General features: G+C 72.5%; 22 protein-coding genes and 1 tRNA gene. 11 read left to right on the top strand and 12 right to left on the bottom strand.

Going from position 1 to position 24,111, the window contains the following annotated elements; genetic code table 11:
- Positions 1-147 precede the first annotated feature (147 nt).
- The 7 genes from nrdH (at position 148) to AB1207_RS20410 (ending at position 7,496) form a co-directional block, all read left to right on the top strand.
- On the top strand, positions 148-387 hold the full coding sequence (gene nrdH, locus AB1207_RS20440; protein ID WP_367640331.1) for a glutaredoxin-like protein NrdH: 240 nt from the start codon (positions 148-150) through the stop codon (positions 385-387).
- 22 nt (positions 388-409) lie between these two features.
- A complete protein-coding gene (gene nrdI / locus AB1207_RS20435; protein ID WP_367640330.1) occupies positions 410-808 on the top strand; it encodes a class Ib ribonucleoside-diphosphate reductase assembly flavoprotein NrdI in 399 nt (132 codons plus the stop codon).
- Between the two features lie 74 nt (positions 809-882).
- Positions 883-2,964, top strand: a complete 2,082-nt coding sequence (gene nrdE, locus AB1207_RS20430; RefSeq protein ID WP_437178997.1) for a class 1b ribonucleoside-diphosphate reductase subunit alpha — start codon at positions 883-885, stop codon at positions 2,962-2,964.
- A gap of 32 nt (positions 2,965-2,996) precedes the next feature.
- On the top strand, positions 2,997-3,968 hold the full coding sequence (gene nrdF / locus AB1207_RS20425) for a class 1b ribonucleoside-diphosphate reductase subunit beta (RefSeq protein ID WP_367640328.1): 972 nt from the start codon (positions 2,997-2,999) through the stop codon (positions 3,966-3,968).
- A 70-nt stretch (positions 3,969-4,038) separates the two neighbouring features.
- Complete coding sequence (locus AB1207_RS20420; RefSeq protein ID WP_367640327.1) at positions 4,039-4,794, top strand: SDR family NAD(P)-dependent oxidoreductase; 756 nt, start codon at positions 4,039-4,041, stop codon at positions 4,792-4,794.
- Positions 4,791-6,464: a D-apionate lactonase family protein gene (locus AB1207_RS20415; protein WP_496204302.1), complete on the top strand. Its 1,674-nt coding sequence runs from the start codon at positions 4,791-4,793 to the stop codon at positions 6,462-6,464. The genes AB1207_RS20420 and AB1207_RS20415 overlap by 4 nt, the downstream gene beginning before the upstream one ends.
- Positions 6,465-6,479: 15 nt before the next feature.
- A complete protein-coding gene (locus AB1207_RS20410) occupies positions 6,480-7,496 on the top strand; it encodes an ABC transporter substrate-binding protein (protein ID WP_367640323.1) in 1,017 nt (338 codons plus the stop codon).
- 19 nt (positions 7,497-7,515) lie between these two features.
- Here AB1207_RS20410 and AB1207_RS20405 read toward each other — a convergent pair whose 3' ends face one another.
- A complete protein-coding gene (locus AB1207_RS20405; protein ID WP_367640321.1) occupies positions 7,516-8,622 on the bottom strand; it encodes an NAD(P)/FAD-dependent oxidoreductase in 1,107 nt (368 codons plus the stop codon).
- A 147-nt stretch (positions 8,623-8,769) separates the two neighbouring features.
- On the opposite strand from AB1207_RS20405, the gene AB1207_RS20400 reads away from it, so the two are divergent.
- Positions 8,770-9,492 (top strand): GAF and ANTAR domain-containing protein, encoded by a 723-nt coding sequence (locus AB1207_RS20400; RefSeq protein ID WP_367640320.1) that lies wholly within the window; start codon positions 8,770-8,772, stop codon positions 9,490-9,492.
- Positions 9,493-9,496: 4 nt separating this feature from the next.
- Here AB1207_RS20400 and AB1207_RS20395 read toward each other — a convergent pair whose 3' ends face one another.
- The 8 genes from AB1207_RS20395 to AB1207_RS20360 form a co-directional block, all read right to left on the bottom strand.
- The gene (locus tag AB1207_RS20395) at positions 9,497-10,135 is read right to left on the bottom strand and encodes a trimeric intracellular cation channel family protein (protein ID WP_367640318.1); all 639 of its coding nucleotides are present in this window, start codon (positions 10,133-10,135) and stop codon (positions 9,497-9,499) included.
- Positions 10,132-11,001, bottom strand: a complete 870-nt coding sequence (locus tag AB1207_RS20390) for a LacI family DNA-binding transcriptional regulator (protein WP_367640316.1) — start codon at positions 10,999-11,001, stop codon at positions 10,132-10,134. Before AB1207_RS20390 ends, AB1207_RS20395 begins: the two co-directional genes overlap by 4 nt.
- Entirely contained in the window at positions 10,998-13,418 is a 2,421-nt protein-coding gene (locus AB1207_RS20385) for a glycoside hydrolase family 2 protein (protein ID WP_367640314.1), read from the bottom strand. The genes AB1207_RS20390 and AB1207_RS20385 overlap by 4 nt, the downstream gene beginning before the upstream one ends.
- Positions 13,419-13,443: 25 nt before the next feature.
- Positions 13,444-14,343: an ABC transporter ATP-binding protein gene (locus AB1207_RS20380; protein WP_367640313.1), complete on the bottom strand. Its 900-nt coding sequence runs from the start codon at positions 14,341-14,343 to the stop codon at positions 13,444-13,446.
- Positions 14,340-15,221, bottom strand: coding sequence for an ABC transporter ATP-binding protein (locus tag AB1207_RS20375; protein WP_367640311.1), 882 nt, complete (start codon positions 15,219-15,221; stop codon positions 14,340-14,342). Before AB1207_RS20375 ends, AB1207_RS20380 begins: the two co-directional genes overlap by 4 nt.
- Positions 15,218-16,105 carry an ABC transporter permease gene (locus AB1207_RS20370; RefSeq protein WP_437178996.1) on the bottom strand — a complete coding sequence of 296 codons (888 nt, stop codon included), beginning with the start codon at positions 16,103-16,105 and terminating at the stop codon, positions 15,218-15,220. Before AB1207_RS20370 ends, AB1207_RS20375 begins: the two co-directional genes overlap by 4 nt.
- A gap of 101 nt (positions 16,106-16,206) precedes the next feature.
- A complete protein-coding gene (locus tag AB1207_RS20365; RefSeq protein WP_367640309.1) occupies positions 16,207-17,193 on the bottom strand; it encodes an ABC transporter permease in 987 nt (328 codons plus the stop codon).
- Positions 17,190-18,899 (bottom strand): ABC transporter substrate-binding protein, encoded by a 1,710-nt coding sequence (locus AB1207_RS20360; protein ID WP_367640308.1) that lies wholly within the window; start codon positions 18,897-18,899, stop codon positions 17,190-17,192. The genes AB1207_RS20365 and AB1207_RS20360 overlap by 4 nt, the downstream gene beginning before the upstream one ends.
- Positions 18,900-19,078: 179 nt before the next feature.
- Between AB1207_RS20360 and AB1207_RS20355 the strand changes: the two genes are divergently transcribed.
- Positions 19,079-20,314 (top strand): ROK family transcriptional regulator, encoded by a 1,236-nt coding sequence (locus AB1207_RS20355; protein WP_367640307.1) that lies wholly within the window; start codon positions 19,079-19,081, stop codon positions 20,312-20,314.
- Here AB1207_RS20355 and AB1207_RS20350 read toward each other — a convergent pair.
- From AB1207_RS20350 to AB1207_RS20340, 3 genes are read right to left on the bottom strand one after another with little or no spacing between them, the layout of a single operon-like run.
- The gene (locus AB1207_RS20350) at positions 20,304-21,050 is read right to left on the bottom strand and encodes a class I SAM-dependent methyltransferase (RefSeq protein WP_367640306.1); all 747 of its coding nucleotides are present in this window, start codon (positions 21,048-21,050) and stop codon (positions 20,304-20,306) included. The genes AB1207_RS20355 and AB1207_RS20350 overlap by 11 nt on opposite strands.
- A gap of 18 nt (positions 21,051-21,068) precedes the next feature.
- The gene (locus AB1207_RS20345) at positions 21,069-21,815 is read right to left on the bottom strand and encodes a TIM barrel protein (protein WP_367640356.1); all 747 of its coding nucleotides are present in this window, start codon (positions 21,813-21,815) and stop codon (positions 21,069-21,071) included.
- A 26-nt stretch (positions 21,816-21,841) separates the two neighbouring features.
- Positions 21,842-22,894 carry a Gfo/Idh/MocA family oxidoreductase gene (locus AB1207_RS20340; RefSeq protein ID WP_367640304.1) on the bottom strand — a complete coding sequence of 351 codons (1,053 nt, stop codon included), beginning with the start codon at positions 22,892-22,894 and terminating at the stop codon, positions 21,842-21,844.
- A gap of 100 nt (positions 22,895-22,994) precedes the next feature.
- Here AB1207_RS20340 and AB1207_RS20335 point away from each other — a divergent pair, with 100 nt between their 5' ends.
- Together AB1207_RS20335 and AB1207_RS20330 are read left to right on the top strand one after the other, a co-directional pair.
- Positions 22,995-23,966 carry a LacI family DNA-binding transcriptional regulator gene (locus tag AB1207_RS20335; protein WP_367640303.1) on the top strand — a complete coding sequence of 324 codons (972 nt, stop codon included), beginning with the start codon at positions 22,995-22,997 and terminating at the stop codon, positions 23,964-23,966.
- Positions 23,967-24,009: 43 nt separating this feature from the next.
- Positions 24,010-24,082, top strand: a tRNA-Lys gene (locus AB1207_RS20330).
- Positions 24,083-24,111: the final 29 nt, after the last annotated feature.

Raw genomic sequence — 24,111 nt, 5'->3', positions numbered from 1 at the left:
CACACCATCTTGTGCCGGTTTTCCACATGGCCCCCTAGGGGTAGTGTTCAGAGCACCGCAGCAGGACGGGACGTCGGGACGGGGAACCGCTCAGGCCCTCGACGCGACACCGGCACCACAGGCAGACCCGAGGGAAGGGACGACCCGATGAGCATCACCGTCTACAGCACGCCGTCCTGCGTGCAGTGCAAGGCGACCTACCGCGCGCTCGACCGCAAGGGTCTGGCCTACGACGTCGTCGACGTGACCGTCGACGCCGACGCCCTCGCGCTGGTCCGCTCGCTCGGCTACGTCCAGGCCCCCGTCGTCGTCGCCGGCGAGGACCACTGGTCGGGCTTCCGCCCTGACCGCATCGACGCGCTGGCCAAGGCCGCCGTCTCCGTCTGACCCGTTCCACCAGGGGGTTCCCGTGAGTCCCGGCGTCGTCTACTTCTCGAGCGTCTCCGGCAACACCCACCGCTTCGTGGACAAGCTCCAGCTCGACCGCCCCGCCCTGCGCATTCCGCTCCACGCCCGGGACGAGCACCTCACCGTCACGGAGCCGTACGTCCTCATCGTCCCGACGTACGGCGGCGGCAACGGGGCGGGTGCGGTCCCCAAGCAGGTGATCCGCTTCCTCAACGACCCCGCCAACCGTGCGCTCGTGCGCGGTGTCGTCGGGGCCGGCAACACCAACTTCGGCGAGCACTACGCACTGGCCGGCGACATCATCGCCGCCAAGTGCCAGGTGCCCCACCTGTACCGCTTCGAACTCTTCGGGACGCCCGACGACGTGCGCCGCGTCCGCGATGGATTGGACTCGCTGTGACCCTCACCTCCGACGCCCCCGGGCTCGCCACCGTCCCGGCCCAGGGCTCGCCGAGCTACCACACGCTCAACGCGATGCTCAACCTCTGGGACGACGAGGGGAAGATCCAGTTCGGGGCGGACGTCGAGGCCGCGCGGCAGTACTTCCTGCAGCACGTCATCCCGCGCACGCGCCGCTTCGAGAGCTTCGAGGCCCGGCTGCTGCACATGGTCGAGGAGGGGTACTACGAGCAGCACGTCCTCGACCAGTACTCGCCGGAGTTCGTCCGGACGCTGACCGACCGTGCGCACGCGGCGAAGTTCCGCTTCGCCACGTTCCTGGGGGCCTTCAAGTTCTACACGAGCTACGCGCTCAAGAGCTTCGACGGCAAGGAGTACCTCGAGAACTTCGAGGACCGCGCCGTCATGACGGCCCTGACCCTGGCGGTGGGGGACGAGGCCCTCGCGACGGCCATCGTCGACGAGGTCATCGCGGGCCGGTTCCAGCCGGCCACGCCGACGTTCCTCAATGCTGGCAAGGGGTCGCGCGGCGAGCTCGTCTCGTGCTTCCTGCTGCGCATCGAGGACGACATGGAGTCCATCGGGCGCGGCATCAACTCCGCCCTGCAGCTGTCCAAGCGCGGCGGCGGCGTCGCCCTGCTGCTGAGCAACATCCGTGAGTACGGCGCGCCGATCAAGAAGATCCAGAACCAGTCCTCCGGGGTCATCCCCGTGATGAAGCTCCTCGAGGACTCCTTCTCCTACGCCAACCAGCTCGGGGCCCGTCAGGGCGCCGGTGCGGTGTACCTGTCGGCGCACCACCCGGACATCCTGCGCTTCCTGGACACCAAGCGGGAGAACGCGGACGAGAAGATCCGCATCAAGACGCTGAGCCTGGGCGTCGTCGTCCCGGACATCACCTTCGAGCTCGCCAAGAACAACGAGCCGATGCACCTGTTCTCCCCGTACGACGTCGAGCGCGTGTACGGCAAGCCGTTCGGCGACGTCGCGGTGTCCGAGCACTACCGCGAGATGGTGGCCGACGACCGGATCCGCAAGACGCAGATCTCGGCTCGCGAGTTCTTCCAGACGCTCGCCGAGCTGCAGTTCGAGTCGGGCTACCCGTACATCGTCTTCGAGGACACGGTGAACCGGGCCAACCCGATCGCCGGGCGCATCAACATGTCCAACCTGTGCTCGGAGATCCTGCAGGTCAACACCCCGAGCCACCTCGCCGAGGACCTCACCTACGCCGAGGTCGGCAAGGACATCTCCTGCAACCTCGGTTCGCTCAACATCGCCCTGGCGATGGACGGCGGCGACCTCGGCCAGAGCGTGGAGACCGCGATCCGCGCCCTGACCGCCGTGTCGGTGGCCAGCGACATCCAGTCCGTCCCCTCGGTGGCGCACGGGAACTCCCGGTCGCACGCCATCGGCCTGGGGCAGATGAACCTGCACGGCTACCTGGCCCGCGAGCGGGTGCACTACGGCAGCCCGGAGAGCATCGACTTCACGAACGTCTACTTCGCGGCGGTCCTGTTCCACGCCCTGCGCGCGAGCAACGAGATCGCCATCGAGCGGGGCGAGACGTTCGAGGGCTTCGAGAACTCGAAGTACGCCGACGGCACCTTCTTCGACGCGTACGTCACCGAGGACTTCCTGCCCACGACCCCGCGCGTGGCCGAGCTCTTCGCCCAGGCCGGCGTCGCGCTGCCGACCCGTGAGGACTGGGCCGGGCTGAAGGCGTCCGTCGTCGAGCACGGGATCTTCAACCAGAACCTGCAGGCGGTCCCGCCGACGGGGTCGATCAGCTACATCAACAACTCGACCTCCTCGATCCACCCGATCGCCTCCAAGATCGAGATCCGCAAGGAGGGCAAGCTCGGCCGCGTCTACTACCCGGCGCCGTTCATGACGAACGACAACCTGGAGTACTACGAGGACGCGTACGAGATCGGCCCCGAGAAGATCATCGACGTGTACGCCGCCGCGACGCGGCACGTCGACCAGGGCATGTCGCTGACCCTGTTCTTCAAGGACACCGCCACGACGCGCGACATCAACCGCGCGCAGATCTACGCGTGGCGCAAGGGCATCAAGACGATCTACTACATCCGCATCCGGCAGATGGCCCTCGAGGGCACCGAGGTCGAGGGCTGCGTCAGCTGCATGCTCTGAGCGGCGGCGGACGGGTGGGAGAAGAGGGAACCGTGGAGAAGTTGAAGCTCATCGACCGCGTGAACGCGATCAACTGGAACCGTCTGCAGGACGAGAAGGACCTGGAGATCTGGAACCGGCTCACCAGCAACTTCTGGCTGCCGGAGAAGGTCCCGCTGTCCAACGACGTGCAGTCGTGGCAGAACCTCAGCCCGGAGGAGCGCACGCTCACGCTGCGCGTCTTCACCGGTCTGACGCTGCTGGACACCATCCAGGGCACGGTGGGGGCGGTCTCGCTCATCCCCGACGCGCTGACCCAGCACGAGGAAGCCGTCTACACGAACATCGCGTTCATGGAGTCGGTGCACGCCCGCAGCTACTCCTCGATCTTCTCCACCCTCGCCACGACGCGCGAGATCGACGAGGCCTTCGGCTGGTCGGAGCAGAACGAGGCCCTGCAGCGCAAGGCGTCCATCGTGCTGGAGTACTACCACGGTGAGGACCCGCTGAAGCGGAAGGTGGCCTCCACGCTGCTGGAGTCCTTCCTCTTCTACTCCGGGTTCTTCCTGCCCATGCACTTCTCCTCGCGGGCGCAGCTGACGAACACCGCCGACCTCATCCGGTTGATCATCCGCGACGAGGCCGTGCACGGGTACTACATCGGCTACAAGTTCCAGCGTGGTCTCGAGCTCGTGGACCAGGCCAAGCGGGACGAGATCAAGGACTACGCGTTCGAGCTGCTCTACGAGCTCTACGACAACGAGTGCAAGTACACGGCCGACCTCTACGACACCGTGGGTCTGACCGAGGACGTCAAGACGTTCCTGCACTACAACGCGAACAAGGCGCTCATGAACCTCGGCTACGAGGGCATGTTCCCGTCCGACATGACCAAGGTCGACCCGTCGATCCTGTCGGCGCTGTCGCCCAACGCGGACGAGAACCACGACTTCTTCTCGGGGTCGGGCTCCAGCTACGTCATCGGCAAGGCCGTGGCCACCGAGGACGAGGACTGGGACTTCTGAGTCTCCCGCCCCGCCTGCGTCGACCGGTCAACCGGTTGACACAGGCGGGGTGCGCCCCGACGATCGGGACGTGACCGACCGCCTGCAGGGCAAGACGATCCTCGTGACGGGTGCCGCCTCCGGGATCGGCCGCACCGTCGCGACCGCCTTCGTCGCCGAGGGCGCGCGCGTCGTCTTCAGCGACCGGGACGCCGCCGGTGCCGAGGGCGCGGCGGCCGACGCCGGCGGCGGTGCCGTCGGCGTGCACCTCGACGTCACCGACGAGGAGTCCGTCGCGCGCGCGTTCGCCGCCGTCGCCGACCGCGGCTGGCGGCTCGACGTCGTGGTCGCCAACGCCGGTGTCCAGCTCTTCGGGCAGGACGCCCCCGTCGCCGACCTCGACCTCGACGTCTGGCAGCGCACCCTCGCGGTGAACCTCACCGGCACGTTCCTCACGCTCAAGCACGCGGTCCGGGCCCTGTCCGACCGCGGTGGGTCGATCGTCGTCACCGGCTCGCCCACGGGGCTGAACGGCGAGGGCCGCGACTTCACGGCCTACTCCAGCAGCAAGGCCGGCGTGCACGGTCTCGTGCGCACCGTGGCCGCTGCGTACGCGGACCGTGGGATCCGGGTGAACACCGTCGTGCCCGGGTACACCGAGACGCCGCTGGTGACGACCATCTCCCAGGACGCGGCCTCCCGCGCCGCCATCGTCGGGCGCACGCCGTTGGGGCGTCCCGGCACGCCGCAGGACGTGGTGGGCGTCATGGTGCACCTCGCCAGCGACGAGTCGTCCTTCTCGACCGGCGCCATCTTCCGCGTGGACGGCGGGATGACCAGCCTGTGACCGGCGACGGGACGCAGGACCGCTGGCGGGACGGGGAACCTCCGCCGGTGCCGTTCACGGTGGGCCGCTGGGCGGGCGAGGTCCGCCGCGGGGGTTCGCTGTCGCACCTCACGCACGACGGTGTCCCCGTCCTGCGCGCGGTGCGCGGGGTCGTCCGCGACCGGGACTGGCGCACCGCGCCGGCGACGGTGACGAGCACCTCGGCGACCTCGGGTGCGCTGCTCCTGGCGGGCACCTTCGACGACGACGGCGGTGAGGACGTCGTCCACGGCGACTGGACCCTGGACGCCCGGGACGACGACGGCCGCCTCGCCGTCGAGTTCCGCGCCACGGCGCGCACCGCGTTCCGGCGCAACCGGTGCGGCCTCGTGGTGCTGCACCGGCCCGACGACGCCGGTCGGCCGCTCACCGTCCGTCACCCCGACGGGACGACCACCAGCACCGGGTTTCCGGTGGAGATCGCCCCGCACCAGCCGGCCCGTGACGTCGCGGGCCTCGCGTGGTCCCGCCCCGGCGTGGACGTGGACCTGGAGTTCTCCGGGGACGTGTTCGAGGTGGAGGACCAGCGGAACTGGACCGACGCGTCCTTCAAGACCTACAGCACTCCGCTGGAGCGCCCGTTCCCGGTCCCGGTCGCGGCGGGCGCCACCGTCGTGCACCGCGTCGTGGTCTCGGCCCGCCCCACCGGTTCGTCCCGGGAACCAGGACCGCCTCCCGGTCCGGTGCGCTGGCGGGAGACCGGGACGCCGCTGCCGCGGTGGGGGACCGACCGTCCCGTCGAGGGTTTCGCGGGAACCCTCCTCGTGGAACTCCTCCTCGACGACCCCGCCTGGCCCGACCACCTCGCGCGGGCCCGAGCGGCCGGGAACCCGCTCGACGTCCGCCTCGTCACCGACGACCCGGACCTCCTGCCGGACGCGGTGGCCGCCCTGTGGGACGCTCGGGTGGAACGCCTCGGCGTGCACTCCCTGACCCGGCACGTCAGCACGCGCGTCCTGTGGGCGGCGCTGTCCGCAGCCGCGGGCGACCTCCCGCTCGTCGCCGGGTCTCGGGCGCACTTCACCGAGCTCAACCGGACTGTCGCGCAGCTGCCGCCGGACGCGACCGGGGTGGTCTTCGGCAGCACACCGCAGATGCACGACACCGGCCGGGACCAGTTCGTCGAAGCGGTCGACGTCCTGCGCCTGACGGCGCGGCAGGCGGTGCGGATCGCGGCGGGTCGACCGGTCCACGTCGGCCCGGTCAGCGTGGTGCCCCGGTTCAACGCGGTGGCGACGACACCCGCCCGCCTCGGCCGTGGCGACCCGTCCGTGGGGTCTGGGCCGTCCGGACCGGTCGTCACCGCCTGGTGCGTCGCGGCCGCCGCGGCGTGCAGCGTGGACGGCGTCGCCTCGGTCGTGCTGGGAGCCTCCCGCGCGGGCGGGGAGGCCGTGGCGGAGGCGGTCCGGCTGCTCGCACCCTTCGCAGGGCGGCCCCGGCTCGACACCGACGGCGTCCTGCCGCAGGGCGTCCACGTCCTGGCCGCGGGGACGCTCGACCGGGGGTCGGCGCTCGTCGCCAACCTGGCCGAGGTCGCGCACCACGTCGACCTGGGCGGGCGCCCGGTGGACGTTCCGCCGGCCGGCGTGCGGCCCTGCGGGTGGGGCGCGGCACCGGAAGGACCGAGGTGAGGCTAACCTACGCACGTGCTCCGTCGATCCCTCCTCGCCGCCCTCGCCGCCTCCGGCGTCCTGACGACCCTCACCGCCTGCGGTGGGGGTGACGAGCCCGCCACCGGCGGGTCCTCCAGCAGCCCGTCCGCGAGCGGTGGGGGAGCCTTCCCCGTCACCATCACCCACAAGTTCGGCAGCACGGTCGTGGAGTCCGCCCCCACCCGCGTCGTCACGGTCGGCTACAACGAGGAGGACTTCGTCCTCGCGCTCGGGGTCACCCCCGTCGGCAGCCGCACCCCGCTCGGCGCCTTCGACGCGACGAAGCGCCCGTGGGCGGTCGACCTGCTGCCCGCCGGCGGGATCCCCTCGGTCGGCCAGGCGGAGCTGAACTTCGAGGAGATCGCGGCGCTGCGGCCCGACCTGATCATCGGGGCCTACGCGTACCTGCAGCAGGCCGACTACGACAAGCTCACGCAGATCGCCCCGACGATCGGGGACGTCCTGCCCGCTGGGCAGTCCGCCGACACCGAGGCCGCGGCGACGTGGCAGGAGGAGCTCGCCGCGATCGGCTCCGCGCTCGGCAAGGGGACCGAGGCGAGCTCACTGACGGACGACGTCGAGGCGAAGTTCACGGCCGCCGTCGACGCGAACCCGTCGTTCACGGGCAAGACCATCAGCGTCGTCCTCTACAACCAGGGGTACTACGCCCTGGACGCCACCGACCCCCGGGGGAACTTCTTCCTCCAGCTCGGCTTCTCCGCGAACCCGTTGTCCGGCAGCGTCAGCGAGGAGCAGGTCGTCCAGCTCGACACCGACGTGCTCGTCGTCCTGGGGCAGTCGAAGGCCGAGTTCGCCCAGAACCCCGCCGCGGCCGGGCTGGCCGCCGTCACCGAGAACCGCACCGTCTACGTCCCGACCTTCGCCTCGGACTTCGCCGGCGCCCTGGGGTACTCGAGCCCGATCTCGCTGCCCTACGCCCTGGAGCAGGCCGTCCCCGCGCTGGCGGCGGCCGCCGACGGGAACCCGTCGACGGTGCCGGCCGACCTCTGATCCCCTGACCCGCGGAGCGTCAGCAGCCGAAGCGGCCGGGCCCGAACGGTGCGGCCAGCGGGTGCGGGCGCCTCGTGGTGATCTCGTGGGTCAGCAGTTCCCCGACGAGGAGGCCGAGCGTGGCTCCGGAGTGGGTGAACGCCACGAGGCAGCCGGGAACGGCCGACAGGGCACCGAGGACGGGTTCACCGTCGGCGGGGACGGGTTTGCGTCCCGCGCGCACGGTCCGGGCCCGCAGCGGTGTCCCGTCCAGCACCGCTTCGGCCTCGCCGAGCAGTTCCGCCACGACCGCCTCCGGCAGGTCCCCGGACCCGTCGGGGTGCTCCTCGACGTCGTCGACGTACCAGTCGTGGTCGACGGCGAAACCCCCCGACGGCGTGCGGCGCACCGCCGCCCGCGGGGTGTTGAGCACGACGCGGACGGGGGAGTCCACCGGCTCGGTCTCCACCAGGCCGCTGAGCGGCGAGGCGTCGGGCAGGTCGACCCCGAGGTCGCGCAGCACGCCCGGGGTCTGCGGACCGCACGCCACGACGACCGCGTCCGCACGCACCGTCTGGCCGTCGGACGTCCGCACCCCGCGGGCCCGACCGTCCTCGACCACGACCGAGCCGGTGCCCGTCCCGGTGCGCAGCAGGCCACCCGCGGCCGTGAACTCCTCGGCGAGGTGCGCGACGAGGTGCGGCAGCGAGACCCAGCCCTCTCCCGGGTTCGACAGCGCGGTGCGCGGAGCGGCGACCCCCGGGAACCGCGCCCGGACCTCGCCGGGCGTCAGCAGGTGGCTGTCGTACCCGACGTCGACCTGCGCCCGGTGCCGGTCGCGCGCCTGGTCCTGGTCCTCGGCCCCCGGCCACCAGACCCCGCCGTCGAACCGCAACCAGTCCCGGCCGGGGTCCTGCGCGAACATCGTCCGGTACCGGTCGACGGCGACCGTGCGCAGCCGGTGGTAGGCGTCGGAGAACGCGCCCGCGGAGTTCAGCCACGCCAGCGACCGGCCGGACGCGCCGTCGGCGAGGACACCGCGGGTGAGCAGCGCCGTGCGGATCCCCGCCCGCTGCAGGTGGACGGCCGTGGAGACGCCGAGGACGCCCCCACCCAGGACGACGACGGACCGGACGGGGCTGTTCACGGTCCGACGCTAGCCGCCGGTCCGCCCTGTGCGCCGTCTGGGGCGGGCATCGGCCATGATGGGGGCGCACGTGCAGCCCAGGGCGTGTCATCGGAGTGGACCGGGGACGACCGGTCGGCGCAGAGCCGACCTCAGGAGGGCTCAGGCGTGGACGTGCGCGCCGACGCGGTGGCTGCCGCTGTCAACGACATCGCTGCTGTGCTCGCCGAGCACGGCGAACCGCTCGACCTCGCGCACCGCCTCGTGCGGCACTGCGCCGAACTGCTGTCCGCCTCCGCGGTCGGGCTGCTCGTGGAGGACGCCCGCCGGGAACTGCAGCTCCTGGCCGCGACACCGAGCGAGACGCGCGAGGTGGAACTGCTGCAACTGCAGCTGGAGCAGGGGCCGTGCCTGGACGCCTACCGCACCGGCAGCGTCGTCTCCGTCGCCACGGCCGACGAACTCAGCGCCCGCTGGCCGCAGTTCGCCACCCGGGCGGCGGTCCTCGGGATTGTCGCCGTGCACACCGTCCCCGTCCACAGCGGTGGCCGCACGATCGGCGCGCTGAACCTGTTCCGCGACCACGAGGGTGCGTACTCGCGCGTCGAGTCCGACGTGGCCCGCGCGATGGCGTCCTTCGGCGCGGTGGGGATCACCCAGCTCGAGCACGTGGCCGAGGGGGCCCGGGTGCAGGCGCAGCTGCAGGAGGCGCTCGACAGCCGCATCGTCCTGGAGCAGGCCAAGGGTGCTCTGGCGCAACGCTTCCGGGTGCACCCCGACGACGCCTTCCAGCGGTTGCGGTCGCAGGCGCGGACCGAGCGTCGCCGGCTGCGCGACGTGGCCCAGGAGGTCGTCGACGAACTGGTGCGGCCCGCTCCCGTCGAGAGCTGACCGGTCAGTCGAGGTCCTCGGGGGTCGTGAGCGTCGCGCGCGGTGCCTTCCACCCCCGCAGTGCGCCACCGGTCCGGACCGCCGCGCACAGCACGCCGCCCGCGAACGCCGCGACCCCGGGGGCGACCCCCAGCAAGGGGCCGACGACCGCGACGACCGCGCCGAGCAGGGCCGGCACCGCGTACAGGCCACCCGTGAGGATGCTCGGGACCTTGCGCACCAGCACGTCCCTCAGCGTGCCGCCGCCCACGGCCGTGAGGCCGCCCAGGAGGATCGCCTGGCCGGCGCCCGCACCCGCGTCCACCGCGAGCTGGGCGCCGGTCACGGCGAACAGGGACAACCCGACGGTGTCGAACACGAAGATGGGCCGGGACATCCGCGACAGCAGCCGGTGCCCCCAGAACGCGACGAGCGCACCGCCCGTCGCGATCGCCAGGTAGTACCAGACGCGGAACGTCGCGGGCGGCAGTTCGCCGAGCAGCACGTCGCGCATGATGCCGCCGCCGACGGCCGTGACGATGCCGAGCGCGACCACCCCGAACAGGTCGAGGTGGGTGGACCGCATCGCCGTCAGCGCCCCGTCGAGGGCGAAGGCGAACACCCCCACGAGTTCGAGCAGGAGCAGGAAGCCTTGAGCGGTCACCCGCCCGATTCTGCCGCCACCAGGCGGGGTGCCGCCGTCGTGCCGCGTTCGACCACCTGCGAGGGCGGGCTCGGGGGTTGCCGGGCGTGGCCGCCGGCCAGGACGGCGAGGACGGCGCGCCCGATCCGGTGACCCCGGTGGTGCACGTCCACCGTCATCGCCGACACCGGCGGCACGGACACCTCGCACAACGGCGAGTCGTCGGCCGACAACAGGCTCACGTCCCCGGGCACGTCCCGGCCGTCGGCCGTCAGGTGCTCCAGCGCCGCGACGGCCATCACGTCGTTGTCGAACACGACGGCGGTGGGACGCAGCGGCCGCGACAGCAGGAGTCCCACCGCGTCGACCCCGGACCCCGCGGTGTAGTCGCCCTCGACCGTCTCGACCCGCACGCCGAGGTCCGTCGCGGCCCGGGAGATGGCCCGGCGGCGCTCGCCGGTGTGCACGAGGTGCGCCGGACCGCTGACGTGCCCGAGCCGGGTGTGGCCCAGGCGTGCGAGGTACCGGACGGCCTCGGTGAGGCGCGTCCCGTCGTCGGCCACGTCGGAGGTGCAGGCGTACGGGCTGTCGACGTGGGCGGCCAGCACGTGCGGCAGACCCAGGTCGGTCAGGACCCCGGGCCGCACGTCGTCGTCCAGGAGGTCGACGACCACGACGAGCTGCACGGTGCCGTCCCGGCTCCACCGCCGGTAGGTGGCCAGTTCGGCCGTGAGGTCGGGGACGACGAGCACGAGGACGCTGCAGCCCAACGGGTGCAGGACCTCCTCGATCCCGTCGACGAGTTCGGCGAAGTACGGTTCGACCCCGATCCGGTGGGCCGGGCCGGGGATGACCAGGCCCACCGTCGTGCGCTCCGCGGGGCTCACCCGCCCGTCCCGAACTGGTTGGCCGCGCGCAGCTGCGCCGCCAGTCCCTCCCCGTCCGGGGCGGCGGTGCGGACCAGGAACGTGTGGTGCTCCCCGGGCAGCAGCGTCACCAGGCCGCCGTCGACCGATGCGTCGGGCAGCGCGCCGTCCGCGGTCAGCGTGACGTCCCGGGCCAGCGCGTGCGCCTCGACGCGGACGGCGAACCCGCCGTCGACGGCGGTCGTCGTGGTGGTCCACGGCTCCCGGGTCCAGGGGAGTTCGGTGTCGGCGGCCTCGACGTGCAGGGCCCGCAGGCCGTCCGCGTCGACCACGACGGGTTCCTCCCGCGACCGGACCAGCGGCAGCGGTTCCAGGTGCACCGCGCGCGCCGCCACGGTGACGTCGACGTCGGTCGCGGCGAGCACGGTGCCCGCGACGTCGGTCCGGCGCACCCGCACGCGGGTGCGCCACTCCTCGCCGGTGTCGTTGACGAGGGCGAGCTGCGGCACTCCCTCGCGCGGGGCGACGCAGAGCATCCGCGGCGCGAACGACCGGCGCAGGGCGTGGAACGCGGGTTTGCGGCGCCCCGACCCGTCAACGACGGCCCACGAGGTTACGGGCCAGCAGTCGTCGAGCTGCCAGTACACCGAACCCGCGGTGCGCGGCCACCACGTGCGGTGGTGCTCGACGCCGCACGCCACCGCGCGGGCCTGGTTCAGCTGCGCCGCCCACACCCAGTCGTCGAAACCGTCGGGCACGCCGGTGTGGGGTGCCATCCCGCGGTCGAGCTTGCCGTTGCCGTCGAGCGCCTTCTGGTGGGCCAGGAACACCGGCGACGTGCTCGAGCGCTGGTCGGCGGGCAGGAACTCGTCGATCGTGGCGAACGTGGGCGGCGCCTGGAACCCCCACTCCGCGCAGAACCGCGGGACGCGGTCGCGGTAGGCGGTCCAGTCGAGGCGGTTCCAGACGTCCCACTCGTGGTTCGTACCGTGGTCGGGGTCGTTGGGGTGCACGCCGTCCGGGCTCGACGGGCTGCCCGGCTGGTAGGGCCGGCCCGGGTCGAGTTCGGCGAGCAGGGCCGGGAAGAGGTCGCGGTAGTACCCCCCGCCCCACGTGGAGGAACCGAGTTCCTCCTTCCAGCCCCAGTCCTCGTGGCCCTGCAGGTTCTCGTTGCCGCCGCTCCACACGACGATCGCGGGGTGGTGCGCCAGGCGCGTGACGTTCTCGCGCACCTCGGCCTCGAGTTCCCCGCGCAGGGGTTCCTCCTCGGCGTACGCGGCGCACGCCAACGGGACGTCGTGCCAGACGAGCAGACCGCGTTCGTCGCAGAGGCGGTGGAAGTCGTCGCTCTCCCAGATCCCGCCGCCCCACACGCGGACGAGGTTGCAGTGCGCGTCGACCGCGTCGTCGAGCGCCGCCGCGTAGCGGTCCGCGTCCATCCGCGTCAGCAGGTGGTCGCGCGGGATCCAGTTGACCCCGCGCACGAACACGGGGGCGTCGTTGACGACGAGCGTGGTCCCCGTGCCGAACTCGTCGGGGGTCACGTCGAGGCGCACCGTGCGGAACCCCGTCCGCAGCTGGCGGCCGTCGAGCACCGTCCCCGCGTCGAGGAGGTCGACCTCCACGTCGACCAGGGGCTGGTCGCCGTACCCGCGCGGCCACCACACGGGGGCGTCGGGCAGCTCGAGGACGACGGTGGCGCGCGTGGTGGCGGCGTCGACCTCCACCGTCGACGTGGCGCCCCGGGCTTCCAACCGCACGGTGAGCGGGGTGGGCTCCTCCAGTCCGGACCGTTCGACCTCGACGTCGACGAGGACCCGGCCGGTGGTGCCGGCCAGTTCGGTGCGCGTGCGCACCTGGGTCAGGCGCGCGGTGCGCCAGCGCTGCAGCGTGATCGGCCGCCACACGCCCGCCGTCTGCAGGTCCGGTCCCCAGTCCCAGCCGAAGCTGCAGGCCATCTTGCGGACGGCGTTGTACGGGTGGTCGTACGCGCGCGGCCGCGCGCCGATGTCCTTCTCCACGGCTTCGGCGTGCTCCAGGGCGGAGTCGAACCGCACGACGAGGTCCCCTCCGGGGGCGAGGTCGGTGACCTCGAACCGGTGGGAGCGGTGCATGTTGGCCGTCCGCCCCAGGACGCGGCCACCGAGCGAGACCGTGGCGACGGTGTCGAGACCGTCGAACTGCAGGTCGATCCGCTCGCCGGGGGAGGCGGTCAGGTCGAGGCGCGTGCGGTACTCCCACGACGTCCGGTGCAGCCAGCGCAGCCGCTCCTCGTGGTCGGCGACGTAGGGGTCGGGGATGAGCCCCGCGCCGAGCAGGTCGGTGTGGACCGAGCCCGGGACGGTGGCGGCGACCGCGCCGGCCGTCGAGACCTCGGCCGGGACATCGCCCGCCACCGGGCGCAGGGTCCAGCCGTCGTGCAGTGCGAGCACGTCCATGCGTGCGTCCTCTCCTCTGGCGGGGTCAGCCCGGGACCGGTGCGGGGCGGTCCGCACCCGTCCAGGTTCCCAGGTGGTGGTCGTAGCAGACGCTGTTGTCGATGGCCGCGCGGTCGGCGACGGCCTCGGTCGCCACGACCTTGCCGAGCCGTTCGGGGTCGGGGGCCGCCTGCGCCAGCAGCTTCGTGTAGTCGTGGTGGGGGTCGAGGATCACGGCGTCCGCCGGTCCGCGCTCCACGACGCGGCCCTGGTACAGGACGAGGACCTCGTCGGAGAAGTGCCGTGCGGTGGCCAGGTCGTGCGTGATGTAGAGGACGGCGAGGTCCTCCTCGCGCTGCAGGCGGGCCAGCAGGTTCAGCACGCCGAGCCGGATGGACACGTCGAGCATCGAGACGGGTTCGTCGGCCACGAGCACCTTCGCCCCCGGTGCCAGGGCGCGGGCGATGGCGACGCGCTGGCGCTGCCCGCCGGACAGCTCGTGGGGCCGGCGGGCGGCGACGACGTCGGCGGGGGTGAGGTTGACGCGTTCCAGCATCTCCAGGACCCGTTCGTGGGTCTGGGCGGCGCCGCGGGTGCGCTGGTGCAGCAGCAGGGGACGGGCGAGGTGGTGCCCGACGGAGTGGAACGGGTTGAGCGAGGCGAACGGGTCCTGGAACACCATCTGCACCTGCCGCCGGTACACCGACCCGACGACGGGGGTCCCGTCGTCGAGCCGGACGTCGACCGATCCCGACGTCGGCTTCTCCAGCCGGGTCAGCAGTTTCGCGATGGTCGACTTGCCGGACCCGGACTCCCCGACGAGGGCGACGGTGCGGCGGGGCAGCAGGTCGAAGCTCACGTCGTCGACGGCGCGCAACGGGGTGCGGCGCAGCCCGGCGCGCAGGGAGTAGTCCTTCGTGAGGTGGGTGACGCTGACGCTGGTCACGCGGTCTCCTCGCTGAGTTCGGCGTCCAGTTCCCCGGACCGGATGAAGGCCCCCCGGTCCCCGGACAGGCTGGGGAAGGACCCGAGCAGCTTGCGCGTGTACGGGTGCGCGGCGTGCCGGTAGAGGTTCTCGGCCGTGTCGAGTTCGACGACGACCCCACCGCGCATGACGGCGATGCGGTCGCTGATCTCCAGCAGCAGCGGGAGGTCGTGGGTGATGAAGACGACCGCGAACTGCATCTCGTCGCGCAGCCGGACGATCTCGCGCAGGATGTCGCGCTGGACGACGACGTCGAGCGCCGTCGTCGGCTCGTCCATGATCATCACCTGGGGTTCCAGGAGCATGGCCATGGCGATCATGACGCGCTGCCGCATCCCGCCGGACAGCTCGTGCGGGTAGGCCCGCAACCGGTCGGGGGAGACGCCGACGCGGGTGAGCACCTCGGCGGACCGGTCGCGCCGGGCCCGCCGGTCCAGCTGCGGGGCGTGGGCGCGCAGGGTGTCGTCGAGCTGGGCGCCGACGCTGCGGACGGGGTTGAGGGCGTTCATGGCGCCCTGGAACACCATCGACAGCTTCGACCAGCGGAACGCCCGCAGCTCCTCCTCCCCGAGCGCGAGGACGTCGACGTCGGTGCCCGTCGTGGCGTCGTGCAGGACGACGCTGCCGGAGGCGATCCGGGCCGGCGGCTGGTGCAGGCGGTTGACGGCGTAGGCCAGGGTCGTCTTGCCGCAGCCGGACTCCCCGGCCAGGCCGAGGATCTCCCCGCGGTGCAGGTCGAAGCTCGCGGAGGACACCGCGGTCACGGGGTCCTCCGTCTCGTACACGACGGTCACGTCGCGGACGCTGAGCACGGGTTCGGTACGGGTCGAGGTGCTCACCGGGCCTCCTTCCGGGCGGTCCGGGCGGCGGCCCGGGCGCGGCGTCGGTGCATCCGCACGGTCTTGAGCTTGGGGTTGACGATCTCGTCGATGGAGAAGTTGATGAGCGACAACCCGGTCCCGAGCAGGGCGATGAGCAACCCCGGCGGGGCGAACCACCACCAGGCGCCCAGCGGCAGCGCGAACCCGTTCTGCGCGTAGAACAGCATGGTGCCGAGCGTCGAGGACCCGGACGCGCCGAGGCCGAGGAACGACAGGCCGGCCTCGCCGAGGACCGCCGCGATGACGGCGAACACGAACTGCGAGGCCAGCACCGGCAGCAGGTTCGGCAGGATCTCCACGACGATGACGCGCCAGGCCCGCTCCCCGGACAACCGCGAAGCGGCGACGTACTCGCGGTTGCGGACCGAGAGGGTCTGCGCCCGCAGCACGCGCGCCGACGCGGCCCAGCTCGTCAGGGCCAGCACGACGGCGATGGTCCACAACCCCCGGCTCTCGCGCGGGACGAAACCGGAGATGACGATGACCAGCGGCAGGCCGGGGATGACGAGGAAGACGTTGGTGAGCAGCGAGAACAGCTCGTCGGCGGCGCCACCGAGGTAGGCGCCGTAGATGCCGAAGAACGCCGACAGGACGGTGGCCAGGGCCCCGACGAGGAACCCGATCTGCAGGGAGCCGCGGGTGGCGTGGGCCAGCTGGGCGAAGACGTCCTGGCCCGTCTGCGTCGTGCCCAGCCACAGGCCGCCGTCGGGCGGCGCGAGCCCGACGTCGCGGATGCCGTCGGGGTCGCCGACGAGCAGCGGTCCGACGAGGCCGAACAGGCAGATGCCGGCGACCAGGGCGAGACCGACGGCGAGCCACGGCGTCATCGTCGGGACGAGCATCCGCCAGGCGGGCACGGGCCCCTTCGAGGGGCGTGGGGTCGGCAGGACGGCCTCGACGCCGGAGTCGGCGAGGGGGGTGGTGTTCGTCACTGGTCCTCCTCTCAGCGGGCGCGGGTGCGCGGATCGATGACCGTGTAGAGCAGGTCCACGACGAGGTTCGCGCCCAGGACCGCCAGGGTGATGAACAGGAAAACCCCCTGCATGAGCGCGTAGTCGTTGTTCGTCACCGCGGCCAGCAGGCGCGAGCCGATGCCGGGGTAGGAGAACACCTGCTCGGTCACGACCGAACCCGACACCACGAACGCCAGCGAGATGGCGAAACCGGCGACGGACGGCAGGACGGCGTTGCGGGCGGCGTAGTCGCGCAGGATCCAGCGCCCCGGCAGGCCCTTGGCGCGGGCCGTCAGGACGTAGTCCTCCGAGAGCGTGGACACCATCATGTTGCGCATCCCCAGCAGCCAGCCGCCCACGGAGGCGACGACGATCGTCAGGGCGGGCAGGAACCCGTAGTAGACGGCCGAGCCGATGAACTGCAGGTTCCAGCCCGGGTCCAGGACGACGTCGTAGCCGCCCTGGCTGGGGAACCAGCCCAGGACGCGGGAGAGCACGTAGACGAGGACGAGGGAGAGCCAGAAGTACGGCACCGCGGCCAGCAGGGTCGTCGCCGGGACCATCGAGTCCAGCCAGGTCCCCGGCCGCCAGCCCACGAACGCCCCCAGGAGAACGCCGAGGAAGGAGGCGATGACCGTGGCCAGTCCGATGAGGACGACCGTCCACGGCATCGACGCCGAGATGACGTCGGTGACCGGGGCGGGGAAGTAGCTGATCGACGTGCCGAGGTCGCCCCGGACGATGTTCCCCAGGTACGTCCAGTACTGCGACAGCAGCGGGGTGTTCGTGTCGCCCCCGAGGAGCGTCGCGTAGGCGGCGCGGGTCTCGGGCGTGACGACGGCGCCGCGCTGGCTGAGCTTGGCCAGCAGGATGTCGACGGGGTCTCCGGGCAGGAGGCGCGGGATGACGAAGTTCAGCGTGAGGGCCGCCCAGCAGGCGACGGCGTAGAAGCCGAGCTTGCGCAGGAGGTAGTTCACGACGCGTTCTTGGGGGTCAGCGTTTTGAGGATCTCCGCGGCGTCCAGGGCCGACCAGACGGCCGGGTAGGCGTACTGCTCACCGTTGACGGGCCAGCCGGAGAACTTCGCGGTGTTCCAGACGCTGGTGTTGGCCCCGGTCATGAGCGGGATGTAGGGCATCTGGTCGACGACGGCCTTCTGGATGACGTCGAACTGCGCCTGCCGACCCGCGGTGTCCTGGGGGCTCAGGGTGGACAGGGTGTCCAGCGCGGCGTCGACGGCCGGGTCGGCGAAGCGCGCGTAGTTGTTGCCCAGCGCCTTCTCGCCGACCTTCGCCGTCATCCGGCTGTCGTAGAAGTAGCTGTAGAGGTAGTACGGGTCGGGGGCCGGACCCTGCCACAGAGAGTCGATGGCGAGCTGGAAGTTGCCCTTGAACCGCTTGTCGGTCCACTCGTTCCAGGAGGACTGGGCGGCGTTGACCTCGATGCCGGCGGCCTTGGCCTGCGCGGCGATGGTCTGGATCGCGGTGATGTAGTCCGTCCAGCCCGTCACGACCTCGACGGTGAGGGACAGCTTCTGCCCGTCCTTGGCGTAGATGCCGTCGGCGCCCTTGGCCCAGCCGTCCGCCGTGAGGATCTGGTCGGCCTTGGACGGTTCCGCCGTCGTCGGGGCGACCTGCGGCTGGACCGAGGGGGAGATCTCGGCCTTCTGCGTGGACGTGAGCGCCATGGTCGGGGAGATCTCCTCGGCGGTGTCCTGGAACGCCAGCTTGTTCAGCTGCGTCCGGTCGATCGCGTAGAAGAGGGCCTGGCGGACGGCCGGGTCGGTCTGCGGGCCGATGCAGCCCAGGGCCGCGTCGGCGCACGCGCCGAGGACCATCTGGTTCTGCGCCACCGAGCCGGTGTCGTAGTTCGGGAAGTTCTCGTGCGTGTTCGCCATGTCGGGGATCGGGCCGGTCTGCCAGTCGACCGTGCCGGCCGCGATGGCGTCCGCCCCGGCCTGGTTCCCGGACAGCGCGAGGTAGCGCACGGTCTTGACCTTGGGTTCCCCGCCCCAGTAGGTCGGGTTGGCCTTGACGGTGTACGCCTGCCCCTTGAAGTCGGCGAGCGTGTAGGCGCCGGTGCCGACGGGCTTCTCGACGACGTCGTTCTCGGGGTCGATGTCCTTCCACAGGTGCTCGGGGACGATGACCGTGGTGATGACGTCGGGGCCCTTGGTGAAGGCGGGTTCGGGCCAGGTGAACGTCACGTGGGTGTCGTCGACCTTGGCCACGGCGGCGTCGAAACCCGTGCCGTTGATGCCCTTGTGGTCCAACAGCATCTGGTAGGTGAAGACGACGTCGTCGGCGGTGAACGGTTCTCCGTCGCTCCACCTCACGCCCTCGCGCAGGGTCACGGACAGGACGGTGCCGTTCTCGTTCCAGCTGTACTCGGTGCCGAGCAGGGGTTTGGGATCGCCGGTCGCCGTCTTGTTGATGAAGAACAGCGGTTCGTAGATCAGCCCCTTGGACCCGATGTCGGAGGGGGAGAAGGGGTTGAAGTTGATCTGGTAGTCGCCTGCCTGGCCCGTGTAGGCGACGAGCGTGGAGCCGTCGCCGCCGGAACCGCTGTCGGGAGCGGAGCACGCGGCGACCGTGACGAGCAGGCCGGCGGCGGCCCCCGCGGTGAGGAGACGGGTGAGGCGGGTCCTGGTTCGGGGCGTGGGACGGGGCATGTGACGGGGCATCGCGTGTCCTCGGTCTGCTGGCCGCGCTCGCGGCGGTGCGAGAGCCGGACCGCCCCGCAGCGACCCCCATCGGTGCCCGGGCTGGTGTGCGGTCCGTCTAGAAGGCACAACTTAAGCAAGTTGAGTAAGTAAGGTCAAGAGCCGTGCACCGGCTGATCGGGCGGCACTACAGTTCCCGCGTGACGTCCGTGGAGGACCCGGCGAGCCCGGTGGTGACGACGCCCCGGCGTCCCGCCCGAGGGGGAGCCCGCGAGCGTCTGCTGGACGCCCTGCGCGCCGCCGGCCCCGTGAGCCGCGTCGAGCTCGCCGCCCGCACCGGACTCACCGAGGCGTCGGTCTCGACGACGGTGAAGCGGTTGCTCGCCGAGGGCGTCGTCGTCGAAGTCGGTCAGAGCCGCACCGCGGGGAAGCCGCGCACCTTGCTGCAGCTGGACCCTGGGGGCCGGACCGCCGTCGGCATCGACCTGGCCACGACGACCGTCACCTACGTGCTCACCAGCCAGACCGGAGGGATCCTGGCGCGCCTGACCCGGCGCATCGCCCCCACGGCGGACGCGGCCGAGCTGGCGAGCCGGTTGGCCCGGGACGTGGACCGGCTGCTCGCGGGCAGCGGGACCGACCGGGGCACGTGCCTCGGGATCGGCCTGGTCTGGGGCGGTCCCGACGGCGGGCTGCTGCGGCGGACCGGGCGCGACGCGGAGGTGTCCACCGTGGTCGTCGACGCCGACGGTCTGCGGCGCGAGCTGACGCGGGTGACGGGGTGGCCCGTCCTGGTGGAGAACGACGCGACGGCCGCCGCGGTCGGGGAGTACTGGGTGGCGCGCCTCGACGCGTCCCGCTCGTTCGCCGCGCTGTACCTGGGAGGCGGGCTCGGGGCCGGCATCGTCCTGGAGGGGACCGCGCTGCGGGGGGCGCGCGGGATGGCGGGGGAGTTCGGGCACGTCTGCGTCGAGCCGGACGGGCCGGCGTGCCGTTGCGGTGGGCGGGGCTGCCTCGAGGTCGTCGCGGGACCCGACGTGGTCGTGCGGCGCGCCGTCGAGGACCCGCAGGCCCGCACCGAAGCCGGGCTGGACGAGACGTCCCGTCGCGCGCTGTCGACGGAGTTCGCGGCCGTCGCCCGCGCCGCGCGGACCGGTGGGAGCGCCTGCCGCGTACTGCTCGACGAGTCCGCCCGGCACGTCGCGGCGGCGGCGGAGACCCTGGTGAACCTGCTCGACCTGGACTTGCTCGTGCTCACTGGCCCGGGGTTCGCCGCCGCGCCGGGGATCTACTCCACCGCCATCACCGACCGCTTCGGCGCCGCGTCGTCGCGGGTGTGGCGGCGCCCCGTGACCGTGACGGTGTCGTCCGCCGCCGCGACCGCCCCCGCCGTGGGGGCGGCCGCGCTGCTGCTGCAGGAGCGGCTCACCCGCTGAGGCGGGCCAGCAGGCTGTAGGAGTTCGGCAGCCGCCCGTCCCACGCCGCGGCCTCGACCTCGCCCGGCTTCCAGAACGGTGCGGGGTGCTCGCGCAGCACCTCGACGCGCAGCCCCGCCCCGGCCACCGCCGTGACGATCGACCCCACCGTGTGCTGCCACTCGACCGCGCCGTGGGCGGGGAAGGTGTCGTTGACGTGGGAGGCGGCGAAGTAGCTCCGGTCGTCGCGCATCCGCGTGGTCTGCGCGTCGAGGTCGTAGAGCGGGACCATCGGGTGCGCCTCGTGGACGAAGAGGTGCCCGCCCGGCCGCAGCACCCGGGCCGTCTCCTGTGCCCACGCGTCGAGGTCAGCGACCCACACCACCGCGCCCTTGCCGGTGTAGACGAGGTCGACCGAGGCGTCCGGCACGGGGAAGGGCGGGACGTCCGCCCGGACGTACCGGATCGGCGCGCCGAGGGCGTCGGCCCGCTCCTGCGCCGACGTCACCGCCCGCTCGTCGTAGTCCAGCCCCGTGACGCGCACGGCCCCCGCGCGGAGCAGGGCGTGGTCGTCGACCCCGTTGCCGCTCATGAGGTGCAGGACCTCCGGGCCCTGCCGGAGCAGGTCTGCGACGACCTCCAGCTCGTGCGGGAAGAGGGTCGCAGTGCGGGCCTGCTCGAGGAACTCCGCGTGCTCCCGGACGTACTTCTCGCCCGCCCGTCCCCAGGCCTCGCGCGTGCGCTCGTGATCGTCCACGGGAGCGATCCTGCCGGATCAGCGCGTGAACGCCTCGCGGAACGCCGTCAGCGCCGCGTGGTCGTCGCCCGCCGCGTACGCCTCCATCGCGATGGTCCCCGTGTACCCCACCTCCGCCAGGACGCGGGCCAGCGCCGGGTGGTGGACCTCCCCGGTGCCCGGTTCGCACCGGCCGGGGACGTCGGCGACCTGCACCTCACCGAGCCACGGGGCGCTCTCGCGCACCAGCTCCACGAGGTTCCCCTCCCCGATCTGCGCGTGGTACAGGTCGAGGTTCATCCGCAGGTGCGGGCTGTCCACCGCCCGGACCAGGGCGCGCGTGTCGGCCGCCCGCGCGAACGGCACGCCCGGGTGGTCGACGGCGAGGTTGAGATTCTCCAGCACGAACACCACGTCGTGCCGGGCCCCGAGGTCGGCGACCCGGCGCAGCGTGCGCTCGGCGGCCAGCCACATGTCGCCCGTCACGGTCTCGACGGGGCGGACCGGCAGACCCCGGTCGTCCAGCCCGGTCCCGTGCAGGTTCAGGACGGGAGACCCCAGGACACGGGAGGCGGCGATCGACCGCTCGGCGCTCGCGAGCAGACGGTCGGCGCCGTCGGGGTCCACGAGTTCCCCGTCGACGTACCCCGACATCGACGTGAAGCGCGCCCCGGTGGCGGCGAGTGCGTCGAGGTCCTTCGTCCACCAGCTCCAGATCTCCACGCCGAAACCTTCGGCGTGCAGCGTCCGGACCCGTTCGACGAACGGCAGGTCGCGGAACACCATCTCCGCGCAGACCGACAGCGAGGGGTTCACGACTGCCGCGCGTCGACGGTGCCCGCGACGACGGCGGGATCCACCGGACCGCCGGAACGGACCGAGACGATGCAGGACAACGCGACCGCCAGAGCCCGCCGGGCGTCGTGCCCGGTTACGACGGGGTTCCGTCGTTCCCGCACGGCGGCGGTGAACTCCGCCAGTTCGGCGGCGTAGGCGTCCCCGAACAGTTCGACGTCGCCGCGCGGGGTGTCGGCGTGCCGGCCGTCGGCGTCGAACAGCGCCAGGTCCTGCCGCGGGCGGCCCCCGATCTCCAGGCGTCCACCGGAGCCGAACACCTCTCCCCGCACGTCGTAGCCGTAGGTGGCGGAGAAGCTGGCTTCGGCCGTGGCGAGGGCGCCGTTGTCGAAGCGGATCGTCACGACGGCCGTGTCCAGGAGGCCCGCCGCCTTGAACTCCGGGGCGACGAGCGCGTCGGCGACGGCGTACACCGAGACGGGCTCGGCGCCGGGGTTGAGCCACAGCAGCGTGTCGATGTCGTGGATGAGCGTCAGGACGAAGATCGCCCAGGCCGGGACGCGGCCGTAGTCGGGCAGACCGGGGTCGCGCGTCAGCGAGCGGAGCAGGTGCGGGGTGCCGATGCGGCCGGCGTCCACGGCGGCGCGGGCGGCGGCGAACTCGGGGGAGAAGCGTCGGTTGAACCCGACCTGGAACGGCACCCCCGCCGTCGTCGTCGCCGCGATGCCGCGGTCGACCTCGGCGAGGGAGAGGCCTGCGGGCTTCTCGCAGAACACGCCCTTGCCGGCGCGGGCCGCCGCCTCGACGAGGTCGGCGTGGGCCTCGGTGGTCGCGGTGATGACGACGCCCTCGACCGCCGGGTCGGCCAGCAGGTCCTCCACGTCGGCGACGGGACGGGCGCCCAGGGGTTCGGCGAGCGCAGCCGCCGCGCCGGGGCGGGGGTCGGCGACGGCGACGAGGCGCGCCCCCGGGACGCGGGTGGCCAGGAGGCGCGCGTGGGAACTGCCGATGCGGCCGGCGCCGATGAGGCCGATGCCGGTGGGGCGGGGCGGGGGAAGGGGTGCGGACATGACGTCGCCTCTCTGCGTGGCCTAGACCGCTCTAGTGCTAGACCGCTCTAGGTTGTCGAGACGAGGCCGCGCCGTCAAGCGGGCCGTTAGGGTGCGTGCGGTGCAGCAGGTGACGATGGCCGACGTGGCCGCGCGGGCCGGGGTGTCCCGTGCGCTCGTGTCGATCGTGATGCGCGGTGTGCCCGGCGCGAGCCCGGAGAACCGCGAGCGCGTGCTGCGCGCCGCCGCCGAGCTCGACTACCACCCCGACCAGCGCGCCCGCCTCCTCGGGTCGGGTCGCAGCCGCACCCTCGGGGTGGTCCACGGGTTGCACGAACCGTTCCACGGCGACCTGCTGGAGGCTCTCTACTCCGCTGTCGCCGGGACGCCGTGGCGGCTGGCGCTGGAGCCGCGGGGGAGGACGCGCGCCGAGGCCGCGGCCGTCCGGGCGCTGCTGGACCAGCGCGTCGAGGCCCTGCTCCTGCTCGGCCCGACCGCCCCCGCCGCCGACCTCGCGCAGCTCGCCGCGCGGGTCCCCGTCGTCGTCCTCGCCCGGTCCCTGCGCGCCGGCCGGGCGGACGAGGTCGGGGTCGTGCGGACCGACGACGAGGCCGCCGCCCGCACCGCCGTCGAGCACCTCGTCGCCCTCGGCCACCGCCGGATCGTGCACGTGCACGGCGGCCGCGCCCCCGGCGCCGCCGAACGTCGGGCCGGCTACCGCCGCGCCGTCACCGCCGCCGGTCTGACGCCGGAGCTCAAGGACGGACCCGACCACGAGGTGGTCGACGCTCTCCTCGCCGCGCTGCCCGACGCCGTCCTCGCCTTCAACGACGAGGCCGCCGCCGGTCTCCTGCACACCCTCCGCGCCCGCGGGGTCGCCGTCCCCGGCGACGTGTCCGTCGTCGGCTTCGACGACAGCTCCGTCGCCGCCCTGCCCACCGTCTCCCTGACGACCGTCGGTCAGGACGCCGACCGCCTCGCCCGCCTCGCCGTCGAGCAGGCCGAGGGGCGCGTCGAGGGCGCCACCGGGGTGCAGCGGGAGGTCGTCGTGCCGCCGCGGCTCGTCGTGCGGGGGAGCACGCGGGCGCGCTGAGCGGGGAGCGGGTCTGCGATGATGGGCGCGGGCCTCCGGGTCCGGGCCTCTAGCTCAATCGGCAGAGCAGCGGACTTTTAATCCGCGGGTTCAGGGTTCGATCCCCTGGGGGCCCACCCCTTCTGACCTGCGGAAACGCTCCTCC

Source organism: Kineococcus endophyticus, assembly GCF_040796495.1.
In the GTDB taxonomy this organism is placed as follows: Bacteria; Actinomycetota; Actinomycetes; order Actinomycetales; family Kineococcaceae; genus Kineococcus; species Kineococcus endophyticus.
The sequence above is the reverse complement of the archived record's forward strand: the minus strand, read 5'-3'. Positions and strand labels throughout refer to the sequence as shown.

Coding starts and splice junctions, on each gene's coding strand:
- AB1207_RS20340 (WP_367640304.1), bottom strand. CDS start 22,894: ATGTCCGCACCCCTTCCCCCGCCCCGCCCCACCGGCATCGGCCTCATC.
- AB1207_RS20345 (WP_367640356.1), bottom strand. CDS start 21,815: ATGGTGTTCCGCGACCTGCCGTTCGTCGAACGGGTCCGGACGCTGCAC.
- AB1207_RS20360 (WP_367640308.1), bottom strand. CDS start 18,899: ATGCCCCGTCACATGCCCCGTCCCACGCCCCGAACCAGGACCCGCCTC.
- AB1207_RS20385 (WP_367640314.1), bottom strand. CDS start 13,418: ATGGACGTGCTCGCACTGCACGACGGCTGGACCCTGCGCCCGGTGGCG.
- nrdH (WP_367640331.1), top strand. CDS start 148: ATGAGCATCACCGTCTACAGCACGCCGTCCTGCGTGCAGTGCAAGGCG.
- AB1207_RS20370 (WP_437178996.1), bottom strand. CDS start 16,105: ATGCTCGTCCCGACGATGACGCCGTGGCTCGCCGTCGGTCTCGCCCTG.
- nrdE (WP_437178997.1), top strand. CDS start 883: ATGCTCAACCTCTGGGACGACGAGGGGAAGATCCAGTTCGGGGCGGAC.